At 26.3% G+C, this 14,799-nt stretch carries 17 protein-coding genes; 1 reads left to right on the top strand and 16 read right to left on the bottom strand.

Going from position 1 to position 14,799, the window contains the following annotated elements; all coding sequences use genetic code 11:
• Nucleotides 1–11: 11 nt before the first annotated feature.
• From ACZ5TJ_RS09190 to ACZ5TJ_RS09225, 8 genes are all read right to left on the bottom strand, one after another.
• Nucleotides 12–176 carry a hypothetical protein gene (locus ACZ5TJ_RS09190; protein ID WP_464199029.1) on the bottom strand — a complete coding sequence of 55 codons (165 nt, stop codon included), beginning with the start codon at nucleotides 174–176 and terminating at the stop codon, nucleotides 12–14.
• A 96-nt stretch (nucleotides 177–272) separates the two neighbouring features.
• Nucleotides 273–503: a TIGR04540 family protein gene (locus ACZ5TJ_RS09195; RefSeq protein ID WP_055206920.1), complete on the bottom strand. Its 231-nt coding sequence runs from the start codon at nucleotides 501–503 to the stop codon at nucleotides 273–275.
• 152 nt (nucleotides 504–655) lie between these two features.
• On the bottom strand, nucleotides 656–1,456 hold the full coding sequence (locus ACZ5TJ_RS09200) for an ABC transporter ATP-binding protein (protein ID WP_464199032.1): 801 nt from the start codon (nucleotides 1,454–1,456) through the stop codon (nucleotides 656–658).
• A 16-nt stretch (nucleotides 1,457–1,472) separates the two neighbouring features.
• Nucleotides 1,473–2,804 carry a hypothetical protein gene (locus ACZ5TJ_RS09205; protein WP_464199034.1) on the bottom strand — a complete coding sequence of 444 codons (1,332 nt, stop codon included), beginning with the start codon at nucleotides 2,802–2,804 and terminating at the stop codon, nucleotides 1,473–1,475.
• 44 nt (nucleotides 2,805–2,848) lie between these two features.
• Nucleotides 2,849–3,742, bottom strand: coding sequence for an SPL family radical SAM protein (locus ACZ5TJ_RS09210; RefSeq protein WP_464199036.1), 894 nt, complete (start codon nucleotides 3,740–3,742; stop codon nucleotides 2,849–2,851).
• Nucleotides 3,743–3,790: 48 nt separating this feature from the next.
• Nucleotides 3,791–5,047 carry an alkaline phosphatase family protein gene (locus ACZ5TJ_RS09215; RefSeq protein WP_464199038.1) on the bottom strand — a complete coding sequence of 419 codons (1,257 nt, stop codon included), beginning with the start codon at nucleotides 5,045–5,047 and terminating at the stop codon, nucleotides 3,791–3,793.
• A 20-nt stretch (nucleotides 5,048–5,067) separates the two neighbouring features.
• Nucleotides 5,068–7,011: a GTP-binding protein gene (locus tag ACZ5TJ_RS09220; RefSeq protein WP_464199040.1), complete on the bottom strand. Its 1,944-nt coding sequence runs from the start codon at nucleotides 7,009–7,011 to the stop codon at nucleotides 5,068–5,070.
• Between the two features lie 53 nt (nucleotides 7,012–7,064).
• Entirely contained in the window at nucleotides 7,065–7,364 is a 300-nt protein-coding gene (locus ACZ5TJ_RS09225; RefSeq protein WP_464199042.1) for a hypothetical protein, read from the bottom strand.
• Between the two features lie 294 nt (nucleotides 7,365–7,658).
• Between ACZ5TJ_RS09225 and ACZ5TJ_RS09230 the strand changes: the two genes are divergently transcribed.
• On the top strand, nucleotides 7,659–8,207 hold the full coding sequence (locus ACZ5TJ_RS09230) for a GrpB family protein (RefSeq protein WP_464199044.1): 549 nt from the start codon (nucleotides 7,659–7,661) through the stop codon (nucleotides 8,205–8,207).
• Between the two features lie 112 nt (nucleotides 8,208–8,319).
• On the opposite strand, the gene ACZ5TJ_RS09235 is transcribed toward ACZ5TJ_RS09230, so the two are convergent.
• From ACZ5TJ_RS09235 to ACZ5TJ_RS09270, 8 genes are all read right to left on the bottom strand, one after another.
• Nucleotides 8,320–8,715 carry a p24 family protein gene (locus ACZ5TJ_RS09235; protein ID WP_464199046.1) on the bottom strand — a complete coding sequence of 132 codons (396 nt, stop codon included), beginning with the start codon at nucleotides 8,713–8,715 and terminating at the stop codon, nucleotides 8,320–8,322.
• Nucleotides 8,716–8,962: 247 nt separating this feature from the next.
• Complete coding sequence (locus ACZ5TJ_RS09240; protein WP_464199048.1) at nucleotides 8,963–9,166, bottom strand: hypothetical protein; 204 nt, start codon at nucleotides 9,164–9,166, stop codon at nucleotides 8,963–8,965.
• Nucleotides 9,163–9,396 (bottom strand): hypothetical protein, encoded by a 234-nt coding sequence (locus tag ACZ5TJ_RS09245; RefSeq protein WP_464199050.1) that lies wholly within the window; start codon nucleotides 9,394–9,396, stop codon nucleotides 9,163–9,165. Before ACZ5TJ_RS09245 ends, ACZ5TJ_RS09240 begins: the two co-directional genes overlap by 4 nt.
• A 177-nt stretch (nucleotides 9,397–9,573) precedes the next feature.
• The gene (locus tag ACZ5TJ_RS09250) at nucleotides 9,574–10,080 is read right to left on the bottom strand and encodes an AAA family ATPase (RefSeq protein ID WP_464199052.1); all 507 of its coding nucleotides are present in this window, start codon (nucleotides 10,078–10,080) and stop codon (nucleotides 9,574–9,576) included.
• 120 nt (nucleotides 10,081–10,200) lie between these two features.
• Nucleotides 10,201–11,757, bottom strand: a complete 1,557-nt coding sequence (locus tag ACZ5TJ_RS09255) for a GGDEF domain-containing protein (RefSeq protein ID WP_464199054.1) — start codon at nucleotides 11,755–11,757, stop codon at nucleotides 10,201–10,203.
• A gap of 126 nt (nucleotides 11,758–11,883) precedes the next feature.
• Entirely contained in the window at nucleotides 11,884–12,324 is a 441-nt protein-coding gene (locus ACZ5TJ_RS09260) for an RNA-binding protein (RefSeq protein ID WP_464199056.1), read from the bottom strand.
• Between the two features lie 147 nt (nucleotides 12,325–12,471).
• The gene (gene deoD, locus ACZ5TJ_RS09265) at nucleotides 12,472–13,188 is read right to left on the bottom strand and encodes a purine-nucleoside phosphorylase (RefSeq protein WP_464199058.1); all 717 of its coding nucleotides are present in this window, start codon (nucleotides 13,186–13,188) and stop codon (nucleotides 12,472–12,474) included.
• Between the two features lie 117 nt (nucleotides 13,189–13,305).
• The gene (locus tag ACZ5TJ_RS09270; protein WP_464199060.1) at nucleotides 13,306–14,784 is read right to left on the bottom strand and encodes an amino acid permease; all 1,479 of its coding nucleotides are present in this window, start codon (nucleotides 14,782–14,784) and stop codon (nucleotides 13,306–13,308) included.
• Between the last annotated feature and the right edge of the window lie 15 nt (nucleotides 14,785–14,799).

Genomic DNA, 14,799 nt, shown 5'->3' on the forward strand with positions numbered 1-14,799 from the left:
GTTTAATTGTATTAATCGTCACTACATACACACATATTATTCATTATTTCAATTATTTCTTCTTTTGAAAGTGATTTATAATATTTGTCATAATGATCTTCTGAGCAAAAAGTACCTATCTTATTTTCATATCCATCTCCTTTTATTTCTTTTCCACAGTAAAAGCATTTTTTCATTAGTAATCACTCCTTAAAATTATTCTATAACTTTATTATACTACTAAAAAACTAGGAGCATTTTCTAATTTTGAAAATGCTCCTAATAATTTAATTCTATTTATCTTCTAAAATTTTATTTATAATTTCTATTCTTTCTTCTCCTAAGACGTTTGCTATTTTGCTTTCTACTTTTCCATTTTTATAAAATCTTTCTTCATTAGCCTCAACTATTCTAATTACTTTACCCTTTAATTTTTCATACTCCATGATATCATCTAAATATTCATCAATTTGGTCCTTTAAACATTTAGCTAATTCCTTTGGGTTTTTGTAAGTTACTCTCATCTTTATTCTCCTTCGTAAAAAAATCTTCTATAGTTTGTATTATATAATTTAATTAAGTTAACTGCAATAAAATTTACTTCTATTATTTATATAAAATATGTCCTTTATTTTACTTAAATTTTTATAGAAACTTATCATTACTTACTACTAAATTAAATATAATATTCATAATTTACTTCAATCTCATCATTAATAAATAATTCTTCACATTCTTTTGATGTTTCTTTTATTACTTCTTGATAAAACTCAAACTGACTACTACCATCTCTAGTAAGTGTTGCATCTATTTTTCCATCTCTTATCATAAGTAATTCTTTACAATAACTTCCAATGATTGCATCATGAGTTACTATTAGTATAGTTATATTATCTTCTTTATTTAGCTTACTTAAAAGTCTTAAAAGTTCATTAGAGTTTTTTGTATCTAAGGCACCAGTTGGTTCATCCGCAACTATCATTTGTGGATTACTTATTAAAGCTCTACAAACAGCAGCTCTTTGCTTTTGACCACCTGAACATTCTGATGGATATTTATCTAAAATTTCTTCTATATCCATTTTTCTAACTACATCACTAAGTCTTCTGTCGCATTCTTCCTTTTCTAAACCACCTAATATAACAGAAGACAGTATATTATCTCTTATAGTTAAAGTATCTAAAAGATTAAAGTCTTGGAATATAAACCCTATGTTTTCTCTTCTAAATTCACTTAATTCAGTATCATTCATTCCTATAACATTCTTGCCATTAATTAATACTTTACCTCTAGTTGGTACATCTAATGTCGCTAAAATATTAATTAATGTAGATTTACCGGCTCCTGAAGGCCCCATTATACCTATAAAATCGCCCTTGCATACTTTAAGTGAAACTTTATTTAATGCACTAAAAGAATTCTCTCCAACACCATATATTTTCTCTATTTCCTTAGCTACTAATATTTCATTACTCATAATAATTCTCCCCCATTTAGTTAAATACACTATTAATTATTTTTTCTCTATTTTTAATTGATGAAACTACCCCAGCAATAAGTAAAGGTATTAATACTATAAGTAGAATACCTATTGCAAATTTTACTGTATAAGCACCCACACATACATATATTATTAAATTTCCTAAAAGTAAGCTAACTGGTAATGATAGCCCTACTACATAAAATAATATATACTCTTTTTTTAATATATCAATAACTTGATCTTTACTATATCCTAGAACTTTAAGCTGATTATACATGTACATTTTCTCTTCTGTCTCAACAATTAATTTATAAAATAATGATAATGCAATAATTAAAGATGTTCCTAATATACAAAATAGTAAATTCCCTCTCATACCATCATACTCGTGATATTCTACAATTGAGTTTGCATAATAATTTAAACAAATTGTTAGTCCAAGGAAATATATTAATGAATCTTTAATCATCTTTTCAAAGTTACTAATATATATTCTCCTTAAACCTTTATACATAAATTCTTTATTCTTTAATTTCTTAATTAAATTTGGAATAAAATATTTTATTATTCCATATACACCTGTAACTCCTAATACAAACCAAGCATAAGCAGCTCCCTCTGCTCCCTTAAAGCTTGGAAATGTAAGACTATATGCTATAGGTATTAAGTATATTATTAAAAATAATATACCTGGCACTTTAACAGTTCTACTATCATATAATCCTTTAGTTTTTTCTACTTTCATTAAGTCAATAATTTCTTTTCTATATGCATATCCAAAATTTAATGCCACAATTAAACCATATTGTATGGCTACATAAATGGCTACAATAGCAAGTCCTTCACTATCAAAAGTAAATAACGCCCCTTCTACACCTACCATTTTATACATAATTGTATTAAAGATTGGTGTTAAAATTAATCCTGATAAAAGACCAATAGATGCTCCAATTATATATGTTCTACCATTTATATAAAGTAAATATCTTGATACATCTACTAATGATGCTCCATTTGTAATTATAAATGCTAATTCTTTTCCTTTTCTTTTTATATGATTTTTATTACATATTATTGCAAAAAGAGTAGCTACAAAAACTAATATGATTAAGTTTTGTTTTTGTAATAATGGAATAGGATAAACAACCTGGCTTGTAACTCCATAATAATTTTGTGGTGCTCCTACAACCACATCCCCTTTTGTAGAATAAATTACACTGTTGTAAGCAAGATTAATAGCATTGAACATAAAAGCTGTTGTCATAGCAATAGATAATATATAAAATATACTATTTTTAAAATCTGCCCTAAACGTTTTCTTAGCAAAATTGTAAATTCCCATACTTTTCCCCCATTTCATTAAACTTATAATATTGCTTTATGCAATTAAAATAAACTCATCTGTGTTTGATTATAGTTTTCTTTATAATCTGAAATTATATTTTCCATTTTATAAAGTATTCCATATTTTTCGCATTCTCTTTTAAACACTTTATAGAGTTCTTTTGCATTTTTTGAGCTATATTCATAACGGCTCCCAAAAGTATCAATATATTTGCCTACAAGTTTCTCCGTCTTAAAAACTTCTGTTAATTTTTTATAATAATAGTCTCTTTGATTTCCTCTAAGCGTTACCCCAAAGCCAAAGGAATATATGAATTTCGCTCCACATTCATAGGCTTTTTTAACAATATTTATTATATTTTCTTCATTATCATTTATAAAAGGTAATATTGGCATTAATAGTATTCCTGTATATATACCATTATCACTTAATTCCTTTATTGCCTTAAATCTTTCTGAAGACACTGAAACATTCGGTTCAATTTTTCTGCATAATGTATCATCAAATGTTGTTATAGTTATTTTTATTAATACTGGTGAATGTTCACTAATCTTCTTTAGCACATCTATATCTCTTGTTATAAGAGAACTTTTAGTTGCAATTGCAACTCCAAAATTATATAAATTAATTTGCTCTAATGCTTTTCTAGTTAGATATAACTCTTTTTCAAAAGGATTATATGGATCACTCATAGAACCTGTCATTATTACTCCTTTTTTCTTCTTAATCTTTAAATCTTTGGTTATTATATCTATTGCATTTTCTTTTGCACGCACTTTATCAAAGTTATCTATGTTATAACACTCACTTCTAGAATCACAATATATACATCCATGTGGGCATCCTTTATAAATATTCATATTATAATTAACTCCAAACCAAGAGCTATTTTTTACATATCCAGAAACTATTGTTTTAGCTTTAATATATTCCACTAAATCACCCACTTATTTTTTTAATTTTTCATAATTATACTCTAATCTTTATAAACTATAATATAAAAATGGTATTTCTATTTCTTCTTTTGAGGCACCACCGTGAACTCCTTTGCATACAATTTCAAATACATCTTTTTCATACCACCATATATTATTCTTCTCTTTAGGAAGTAATAATAAATTCCCACATCTTTCTTTTAATCTATAACTGTCTTCCTTAAAGAATCCATATTGAATTAATTCTTCATATGTTAAAACTTCTACTTCATCTTTTAACTTATCTTCTATTAAAGCCTTACATTCATTTAATGATTCTTCCTTAACTTTTAAAAATAAATCTCTACAGTATCCACCTGGTAAATTACGTCCCTTAGAATTTTTTACTAGAAAATCATCTATATTAGGAATTATCTTGTTTAAATATCTCTTATTATTTAAATCTGTTTCTATCTGTCCATGATCTGCTGATATTAGAATTGATACTTTTTCACAGTCTTTTACTTCAAAATAAAACTTATCTAAAGCTTTTAAAAATTTTATCATTTGCTCATGAAATTCTTTAGATTCACATCCATTCTTATGAGCAATACTATCTATTTCAGGAAGATATACATAAATATATTCTTTTTTCTTATCTTGTTTTATATTAATAGATAGATTTTTAAATAAGTCTTTATAACTTTCATATCCAATAATGTCCGAAAATCTCCCCATAGTTTTAGTATAAATACTATCATTTATATAGGATGGTTGATATATTTTACTTTCTATTTTATTTTCTTTTAATATTTTAAATATACTATCTTGTGGAAGAAATTCTTTTATATCTATATTGTAATTTTCTAAAGTTCCTATCTCCTTATCTCTTGTCCTATTAAATAAAAACGCTGTAACAATATCATCTACCTGTTTATCATAATAAAACCATTCATATAATCCATGTTCATCTACCCTTTTATCAGAAAGCGCTGTTGTTACATGGGCAGTAGTTGTAGATGGAAATTGCGACGTAATTTTTGATACTACTCCCTTTTCTTCTATTTCCTTTAAGAATTTTGAATGTCCTTTATACTTTTCATAAAAACACCATCCAAAAGCATCAACTAAAAAAAATACAACCTTATTGTTTTCAAAGCTTTTTTTATTTAATACATCTATTGGAAGTTTTCTTTCAGATTTAATATTAAATAATTCTTTTATAGTTCCATTTATGTTTGAAAAGCAATAACTATCATATAAAGGAATAATAAAATCTTTATATTTACTTTTATTAACACAATCTATAGATTTATTATTTATCATAAATTCTCCTTAAACCACTTTTATTTTAAGCAATGCATATACTCTTTAGCATCTTTTCCTTCAACTAAATAAGATTGTCCTTTTGAACAGAATATTGATACGGAAGTATATTCTTTATCAGCATCTTTGTTATATCCTTTGCTTTCTATTACTTCATCTTCATTATGACAAAAATCATATCCTTCAAAGATTAAATTAAGATTTCCTTTACCCTTTGTAAATCCAACGAATTCTAACGGATAATTCATAAATGTCTTAACAGGTCCTCTTCCCGTTATTATTATTTTATCCCCATAATTTTTAGGTTCATTAAATTCTCCGCTCATCTTCTGAATATCTGATACAACTCTTCCTATAAGCTCCATAGGAACTGTAATTTTAAATTTATAATATGGTTCTAATAGTTTACTTTTAGCACTTTCAAGTCCTTGTCTTAATGCCCTTTTAGTAGCTTCTCTAAAATCACCACCACTTGTATGCTTATTATGTGCCCTTCCTGTAAGTAAAGTTATTTTTAAGTCTGTAATTGGACTTCCAGTAAGTATACCTTTATGTTCTTTTTCAAATATATGAGTTTTGATTAAATTTTGATTACCTACAGTTAAATCATCTGCATGACACTTATTATAAAAAGTTATACCACTATTCCTTTCTCCTTCTTCAATTTTTAAATGAACTTCACTATAATGCCCTAAAGGTTCAAAGTGTCCATATCCAACCGTTTCTCCTATTATAGTTTCCTTATAAAGAATTTCTGGTTCACCAAAATCTACTTTTAAAGAAAATCTATCTAATATTACTTCTTTTAAAACTTCAAGCTGAATATTTCCCATTATACTTATCTGTAATTCTGAAAGTTCTTCATTCCAATTAACATTTAAGCTATCATCTTCACTTTCTAATATTTTAAAGTAACCTAAAACCTCTTTAGAATTAATTTTTTCATCATATATTACTTTAGATATAAGGGCAGGTTTTAAGTCATTAATCATATAATCTTCTGTATTTATACCCATCCCCTCTTTAAGAGATGTAATTCCTAATACTCCAAACACTTCTCCAGCTTTTAATGTATTACTAGGTTCAAATTTACTTCCATTATAAATTCTTATTCCATTAACCTTTTCTTTTATTTCCTCTGAATCTTTTATATATATAATTTCATCTTTAGTATTTAAAGTACCACTAAGAGCCTTTATAAAGGTAACTCTATTGCCTTTATCATCATGTCTTACTTTAAATACTCTTCCCTTAAACTCTGAGTTTTCATCATAATCAGTTATAGTAAGCTCACTAAATATTTCTAAAAATTCTTTAATCCCTTCATCTAAAAGTGCGGAGCCTTTACACCCTATAAATATTTTATTTTCTTTTATAAGTTTTTTAAGCGTATTTTTCCATAACTCTTTATTATATCCTTCTTCAAAATATGTATTTAAAAGATCTTCATCCTTTTCTGCTATAGCTTCAATCTCTTCATAACTTAAATTATTTAAATCAGAAACCATTAAAATTTCTGTATTTAAATCATTTTCAATTTCTTTTATAACTTCATCTAAGCTTACTAATAATAAATCTACTTTATTTATAAATATAAATGTTGGAACATTATGTTTCCTTAAAATATTCCAAATTGTTTCTGTATGTCCTTCTACTCCATCTCGACCACTTATAATTAAAATTGCATAGTCTAATATTCCTACTCCTCTTTCCATTTCCTTAGAAAAATCTATATGCCCTGGAGTATCCACTAAAAAATATGTATCTTCTTTATAATCAAATTTAGCTATATCTGAAAATACAGTAATTCCCCTTTTTTTCTCTATATCATGACTATCTAAAAAGGAATCCTTATAGTCAACTCTTCCTCTTTTTCTAATAGTATTTGTGTGGTAAAGTAATTGCTCTGAAAATGTAGTTTTACCCCCATCTACATGAGCAAAAATTCCGATTGTTTTATTCATATAAATTCACCTTTGTCTCTCTGTCCTTTGTATTAATTAATACTATTATATCATTATTTTAAATTTAATCTTTTAGGGATATTTAATGGATTAAAACTAACGTTTACAGGTAACATTTTAGAACCAACTAAAACAGTATATATTTTTCCTTCGTTATTTTCAAAGTGTGATATATATACTTTGTTTTCTTCAGAATATTTTATATCTACGAAATGAAGATTTAAAGAACTGTATTTATTATGTACATAAAATGATGAAACCATTTTTCCTATATTTTTTGGTATAACTCCTGTTATCCAAAATATTAAAATAACTAAACTAAATACAATAACCTTCTTTTTTCTTTTTCCCATAGCCCCAGATACTCCTTCTTATTTATCAATAAAATTTTAACATTATAGTAAATCAATGTAAATATATGTTATAATTTTTTTATTTTTTATAAGAAAGGAGACTTTATATGCAAAATTTAATTATAAAGAAATTTGATGATTTTAAAATACATTATGATGAACCTATTATAGAAAATGTTATAAAGTGTTTAGATATGATTAGATTAAGTTTAATTTTATATTGACACTTTTAGTAATAAATATGATATAATTTAATAATATTTTATAAATTAATATAATTTGGAGTATATATTTATGTGTAAAGGAAATGTATATAAAGTAATTAAATTAGTTCCTTATAATACTAAATGGAATGAAAAATATTTAAAAGAGAAAGAATTGTTATTGAACGTATTAAACAAAGAAGTTATAAATATTTATCATATTGGTAATACTGCTATTCCTAATATATATTCAAAGCCTATAATAGATATCTTAATTGAAGTAAAAGATATTAAAAATATAGATAATTATATTAAGCCATTAGAATATTTAGGTTATATATTAAAAGATGAATTTAATGTACAAAATAAGAGATTCTTTATAAAGGGTTTGAGAGTTAGATCACATCATATTCATATTTTTGAAACTGGAGATATCGAGATAGAAAGACATATTAATTTTAGAGATTATATGATAACTCATCCTGATGAAGCAAAAAAATATGAAGCTTTAAAGAAAACTTTAGCTATTAAATTCAAATACGATATTGAAAGTTATTGTAGTATTAGAGATTCTTATATAGACGAAATAACTGAAAAAGCCACTTTATGGGCTCAGATAACAAATAATAGATCTTTATAAATTTTATAATAATGCTTCTTTAACAATTTACTTTACTTAAAAATAGTGCAGAAAATTAATTTTCTGCACTATTTTTAAGTAAATACATTCTTTATATACATAAAAAGTATTACTATTCTTCAATATCCCAATCTATTTTGCATGTTCCACTATGCTTTCCTTCTATTTGTAGTTTATACTTTCCATCTTCTTTTATTTCTATTGTTTTAGAATCTTTTTCTTTATCATTCTTAATATTGTAAAGTTCATTTCCATTAGCATCTAAAAATTTAATAGACAAATCCCCTTTTTCTGTTGTAATTTCAGTATTTAATGTTATTTTTTGACCTTCTTTTAGTTTTAATTTTCTATACTTATATCCATCAAAACTACCATGTGATAAAGAAATACTATTTGGCATATTAACTTCTGTTGATTTAATAGTTTTAGCACTACCTCTACTACAACTAACTAAAATAAAGCTTAATATAATTACACTAGTTAGTGAAATTATTTTCTTAATTTTCATTCTATCCCCCCTACACAATCAATACCCATCTTATTCCATTATAAATTAACATGAATATTTTTACAATTATAAGTTCTATCACATATCTATAACTTCTTATATTGTTCTCCCTTCTAATTTCTAGCTCTATATCTTTATTTATTATTCTTTATCACACACTAATGTTATTTTATATAAATTCATATATAATAAAAAAAGACTATAAAATAGTATATAATACCGTTTTATAGTCATTTATCAGTTTAATTTAATCACCTTTGCAAACAGTCTTAGATTCAATTGAATCTACCTCTGCATAGTAATCACATCTGTTACAATCGTATGCTGTTATAATTCTTCTTGTATAAATATAGTCCATTCCTTTTCTTCCATGTTTACATACTATAGCTTTTGAATAATTCCACTCTCCAGTATGAGCTACCCTAGCAAATATTTTGCTTCTGCAGTTCAAGTTAATATTTTCGATTCAATTCCTTCTTGCTTTAACTTATTGCTTAAATTCTTATTATGGCTACTATATGAATTTTCACAATCACATATACCAATATCATCACATTGTGTTGCAATATACCATTGTACCCCTTCATTACTATTAACTTCTTCCTTAGCAACTGAATTTGTTAATGGAATTATAATTGTCACTAACAATATAACTACCATAATATTTACTATTTTTTTCAATAAAATCACCCCTACTACATATCAGCATTTATAACCTAATCTGTAAATATAAGTAATTATATTTTAATGTTATGAAATTTTGTTTTTATTTAACTCTACTGAAATAAAGAAACCAAATTTTAAACTAACGAATTTATAATAAATTTTGATTAAAAAATCTACACAATTATAAATTCATCACTTCTCTACAATCACTTTAATGTCTCTTACTATATCATCTATGGACTTATTAGAAGTATCAATTTTTATTGTATTCATTTTATTGTACATATCATATTTATCTAAACTTCTTCTTATATTGTCTTCATCTCTAATTCCTAGCTCCACATCTTTATTTATTCTTTTAATTAGTTCTTCCTTATTGCACATTAATGTTATTTTATACACATCTACATCAATAAGATTAATTTTATTTAATATCTCATTCATTATTTCATCTGTATGTATAACCCAGTTAAATACAACATACTTAGAATTGCTGTTAATTAAAAAATTATTTATTATATATGTTATATTACTCAAAACCATTTTTTTATTTTCTTCATCTACTACAAATGGATTCATCATCCAAACATTATCTCCATCTAACCAAAAACAATTTTCTAAATTTTTATATAAACATTTACTAATAGTTGTTTTTCCAACTCCCATTACACCGTTTATAATTATTAATTTCTTTCTCATATACTCTCCCACTCTTTACTTAATTAAATGAACATTTTTAAAGTCGGGGCTTAAATAATATTTAACCTCGACTTTTTCATATTTTAATATTGATTTTTAATAAAGTTCTTTTAAAAACTATTATATTTTATAATATAATTTATAGTTATTTTTTCCCTTTCCCTTAACATCATATAATATTTTGTCACATCTTTTTACTATTTTGTTCATTTTAGTTCTAATTCTCTCACCTTCTATAATTGTAATTCCGCCAATAGATAATGTTATCTCATGTCCTTTAATTATATGGTTTATTCTAAGCTTTTTTGACTTACAAAATATCTTCCTTAATATATTTTCTCCTTCTTTAAGGCTACTATGATTGTACAATATAAAAAATTCATCACCACCATACCTAAATATTTTCCCATTTATTCCTATAACAAATTTAATCATTGTACTTATCTCTATTAAAGCCCTATCTCCAATTAGATGACCAAATTTATCATTTATTCCTTTAAAATCATCCACATCTATCATTGCTAAAGTAGTATATTTTTTTATTAAACATTTATTTGAATCAAGCACCTCATTTAAGTAACGTCTATTGTATACATTTGTTAATGGATCTAAATTGCTTTTAAGCTGAAACTCTTCTAAAGTGTCCTTTAAACTCTTATTGTTTTTTATTTGCTCTTTAGCCTCTTTTTTTATTTCTATAATTTCTTTTAAATTTCTAAGGTCAATTATAATTTCTTTTTTTATATCCTGCTTATTAGTTTTTATTGCAATTAAAATTAAACTTATGCAAAGTTGTCTTGGTATTTTATCTTCATATCCCCAAGCAACAATCTCTTCTAATACATCTAACGCTGCTCTAAAAAGTTCCAATTTAGCTGCATCCCTACATATATTTAGTAATAGATCTACTGCCCTATCTTCATTTCCTATTTTTTTATATATTAAGGCTTTATCTTTCATCATTTCATAATAAAGTATTTTATTATTTTTTAAATATCCTTCTGTATCTATTATATCTATATACTTTATTGCTTCTTCATAATTTCCAATAGACTCATTCCTATATTTTAATATTCTATATTTTAAATTATTTAAAAAGCACATATTATCATTATTAATATAATTATCATACCTTTTAGAAAACTTTTCTTTATACTTATCTCCATCATTAACATTATGTAATGTATAGTTTAATATTGATAAATGTGCTATAACATCCATATATAATCTTGTATTTTTCATAGAGTCTAAATAATTGAAATTTAATCTAGTAGTTAAAAAAAAGGCCTGTTCGTATATTCTCTCTACTATAAACAACTTTATTAAATAAAGCATTACCTCAATTGTTGCTTCTTCATTTTCATCTATTTCTGCATATTCTAAAGCGCTATAAAAATAATTTTTTGCATCTATAAATTTATTTTTTTTATACTCGCATAATCCTATATCTGCATAAAGACTTGGTATAAACATTCCCTCTTGTTTCATTTCCTCTATTGCTGCAAATGCATAATTCTCACATTTATCTAATTCATTTAAAGTTAAGTAGCATTTACTTTTTATCATATTTTCATATTTTTTCTCTAAATTTATTTTTCTAGAATTTATATCTTCTAAAATATCTGTAGGCGTTTCAAAACATCTATTTAATATCCTTTTTATTTCATCTTCTCGCATTTAAACACCCCCGTAGTACAATATGTAAGCCTCTTTTAACTAATTATACCACTTATGATACATTTTTCTATTAAGTAAAAAAGAAGTCATTGTAACAATTAAGTTAAAATAACTTCTAATTAAACTTTATCCTCTATTTCTTCTGTTTCTACTAACATTATTATTTCCTAAATTATTTGAATTAGGATTCATATTTTGCATTAACATTTCCATAAAGTTATTCATATCATCTTGATTCATATTGTTCATCGCATTCATAACATTATTCATATTGTTCATTTGACCTCCGCCATTTCTAGGCATTTGGTTCATGAACATATTCATTAATGGATTATTTTGTTGCATTCCTCCCATTTGATTCATCATATTCATGGGATTCATTCCCCCCATTTGATTCATCATATTCATAGGATTCATTCCGCCTCCACCCATCATAGGGTTCATACCTCTCATCATAGGATTCATTCCGCCCATGAGCATATTTAATAGAGGATTTCCACCAAAGCCACCACCTTGGCCCCCCATTCCACCTAATAACATATTTAATAGTGGATTCATTCCGTTCATAATATATTTTCCTTTATATATTAATATCACTATAATATATTAAATTATGTGACATTTTGATACAATTTATGATAAACTTATTTTTATTTGTAATCTAAAAAGGAGATGCACTTAAGGCATCTCCTATATTTATAAATATTAATACTATTAAGCTAATTCTAATGCTATTTTCATCATACTTGTAAAAGCAGTTTGTCTTTCTTCTGCTGTTGTTACTTGTCCTGTAAATGGGCAGTCTGATATAGTTAAAATACATAATGCATTAACTCCAGCTCTTGCAGCATTCATATAAAGTCCAGCTGATTCCATTTCAACAGCTAAAACCCCCATCTTTTGCCATTTTCTTAATCCTTCAAGTCCTTCTTCTCCGTAAAAAACATCACTTGATAATATATTTCCAACATGAGTTTCAATGTTTAATTCTTTTGCCGCATTTACAGCTTTATCTAATAATTCATAACTTGCGATTGGTGAATATGTTCCTGGTAAGTTATATTGACTTGCATAATTTGAATCTGTACAAGCTCCCATTCCAATTACAACATCATAAGGTTTTAAATTTTCACTAATTGCTCCTGCTGAACCAATTCTTATAAGATTTTTAACTCCATAGAAATGAATTAATTCATATGAATATATTCCTATTGATGGAATCCCCATTCCACTTCCTTGTACTGATATTTTTTTTCCTTTATATGTTCCTGTATATCCATACATTCCTCTAACTGTGTTATATTGAACAGGGTTTTCTAAAAATGTTTCTGCTATATATTTAGCTCTTAGCGGATCCCCTGGCAAAAGCACTGTTTCTGCTATTTCTCCTAATTTTGCGTTATTATGTGGTGTTGGTACTGAATTTGCCATATATTTATTCCTCCTTAAGTCTTTCTCATAATATTATTATAGCATAACAACATGTCCATGTAAACCTTTGCTATGTTATGTCGAATTATAGAAAAAGCCCCCCCTATAGGGAGCCCTTTAATTTTCTTCTAACTCTAATTTTTCTACTTCTTCAAATGCCTGTTCTTTAGAATTTACTACTTCTAAATCTACATCCTCTAATTTAAGTATCTTTGTTTTCTTTTTAAATTTATATCCAAATAATAATATAAGGAATAATGGAATTCCAATATATGCTGATATTATACTCATCCAATCTATTCCATCACTATTTATATAAGCAAACCCTTGACCTACAATTACAACTGCGCATAATACTAATGCTATAATAGGTCCTAATGGGAACATTTTAGATTTATAAGGTAATTTACTTAAATCTTTACCTTGATGAATATAGGCTTTTCTAAATCTATAGTGACAAACTGCTATTCCAAGCCAAGCTATAAATCCTGCAAGTCCAGATGCTGCTACAAGCCATACATAAACACTACTTTCAGCAAATATACCTGTTAAAAAACAAGCTGATGCTATTACTGTAGTTAAAATTATTGCATTAACTGGAACACCTCTTTTATTTGTTTTTCCAAATATCTTTGGTGCCATTCCTTCCTTTGCCATAGAATATAACATTCTGCTTGATGCATACATACCTGAGTTACCAGCTGATAGTACTGATGTTAATATAACAGCATTCATAAGTGATGCAGCGCCTGCAATACCAGCTCTTTCAAATACCATTGTAAATGGACTAGTATTAACGCCTGCAAGTCCTGAAGGAATTATTAACCCAATAACGATTATAGTTCCAATATAGAAAAGCAATATTCTCCAAAATACTGTATGAACTGCTTTTGGAATTGTTTTTTCAGGATTTTCTGATTCACCAGCTGCAATTCCTATAAGTTCTGTTCCTTGGAATGAGAATCCTGCAATTAAAAATATTGCAAATATTGATTTAGCGCCACCAACAAATGGACCACCATTTGCATAAATATTTTTAAAGCCAATAGCAGCATCTCCACCCATAATTCCTAAAATTATAAGGACACCAACAATCATAAATATAATTACCGTAACAACTTTAATTCCTGCAAACCAAAATTCTGATTCTCCATATGCTTTTGCAGATAAAAGATTTAATCCAACTATTATAACTAAAAATATTACGCTCCATACAAAAGCTGGAACATTTGGAAACCAAAATTTCATAATTAAAGAACCTGCAACCATTTCTGTAGCAATTGTTATTGCCCAGTTATACCAATAGTTCCATCCTAATGCAAATCCTAAAGCTGGATCAATAAATTTTGTTGCATATACTCCAAATGATCCTGATATAGGCATAAATGTTGCCATTTCTCCAAGACTTGTTATTAAAAAATAAACCATTATACCTATTATTCCATAAGCTACTATTGAACCTCCAATACCAGCTTGATGAATACTATCTCCCATTGCAAGGAAAATACCAGTACCAATGGATCCACCCATTGCAATCATATTAAGATGCCTTGCCTTAAGCCCCCTTGAAAGCTCGTTATTTTCTTCTTTTGCCATAACTTTTTCCTCCTT

This window comes from Clostridium budayi (assembly GCF_055396605.1).

What these genes read in the sequence shown, in the direction of transcription:
- ACZ5TJ_RS09190 (WP_464199029.1), bottom strand. Translation starts at nt 176, where the DNA reads ATGAAAAAATGCTTTTACTGTGGAAAAGAAATAAAAGGAGATGGATAT.
- ACZ5TJ_RS09195 (WP_055206920.1), bottom strand. Translation starts at nt 503, where the DNA reads ATGAGAGTAACTTACAAAAACCCAAAGGAATTAGCTAAATGTTTAAAG.
- ACZ5TJ_RS09200 (WP_464199032.1), bottom strand. Translation starts at nt 1,456, where the DNA reads ATGAGTAATGAAATATTAGTAGCTAAGGAAATAGAGAAAATATATGGT.
- ACZ5TJ_RS09205 (WP_464199034.1), bottom strand. Translation starts at nt 2,804, where the DNA reads ATGGGAATTTACAATTTTGCTAAGAAAACGTTTAGGGCAGATTTTAAA.
- ACZ5TJ_RS09215 (WP_464199038.1), bottom strand. Translation starts at nt 5,047, where the DNA reads ATGATAAATAATAAATCTATAGATTGTGTTAATAAAAGTAAATATAAA.
- ACZ5TJ_RS09220 (WP_464199040.1), bottom strand. Translation starts at nt 7,011, where the DNA reads ATGAATAAAACAATCGGAATTTTTGCTCATGTAGATGGGGGTAAAACT.
- ACZ5TJ_RS09225 (WP_464199042.1), bottom strand. Translation starts at nt 7,364, where the DNA reads ATGGGAAAAAGAAAAAAGAAGGTTATTGTATTTAGTTTAGTTATTTTA.
- ACZ5TJ_RS09230 (WP_464199044.1), top strand. Translation starts at nt 7,659, where the DNA reads ATGTGTAAAGGAAATGTATATAAAGTAATTAAATTAGTTCCTTATAAT.
- ACZ5TJ_RS09235 (WP_464199046.1), bottom strand. Translation starts at nt 8,715, where the DNA reads ATGAAAATTAAGAAAATAATTTCACTAACTAGTGTAATTATATTAAGC.
- ACZ5TJ_RS09250 (WP_464199052.1), bottom strand. Translation starts at nt 10,080, where the DNA reads ATGAGAAAGAAATTAATAATTATAAACGGTGTAATGGGAGTTGGAAAA.
- ACZ5TJ_RS09255 (WP_464199054.1), bottom strand. Translation starts at nt 11,757, where the DNA reads ATGCGAGAAGATGAAATAAAAAGGATATTAAATAGATGTTTTGAAACG.
- ACZ5TJ_RS09260 (WP_464199056.1), bottom strand. Translation starts at nt 12,324, where the DNA reads ATGAACGGAATGAATCCACTATTAAATATGTTATTAGGTGGAATGGGG.
- deoD (WP_464199058.1), bottom strand. Translation starts at nt 13,188, where the DNA reads ATGGCAAATTCAGTACCAACACCACATAATAACGCAAAATTAGGAGAA.
- ACZ5TJ_RS09270 (WP_464199060.1), bottom strand. Translation starts at nt 14,784, where the DNA reads ATGGCAAAAGAAGAAAATAACGAGCTTTCAAGGGGGCTTAAGGCAAGG.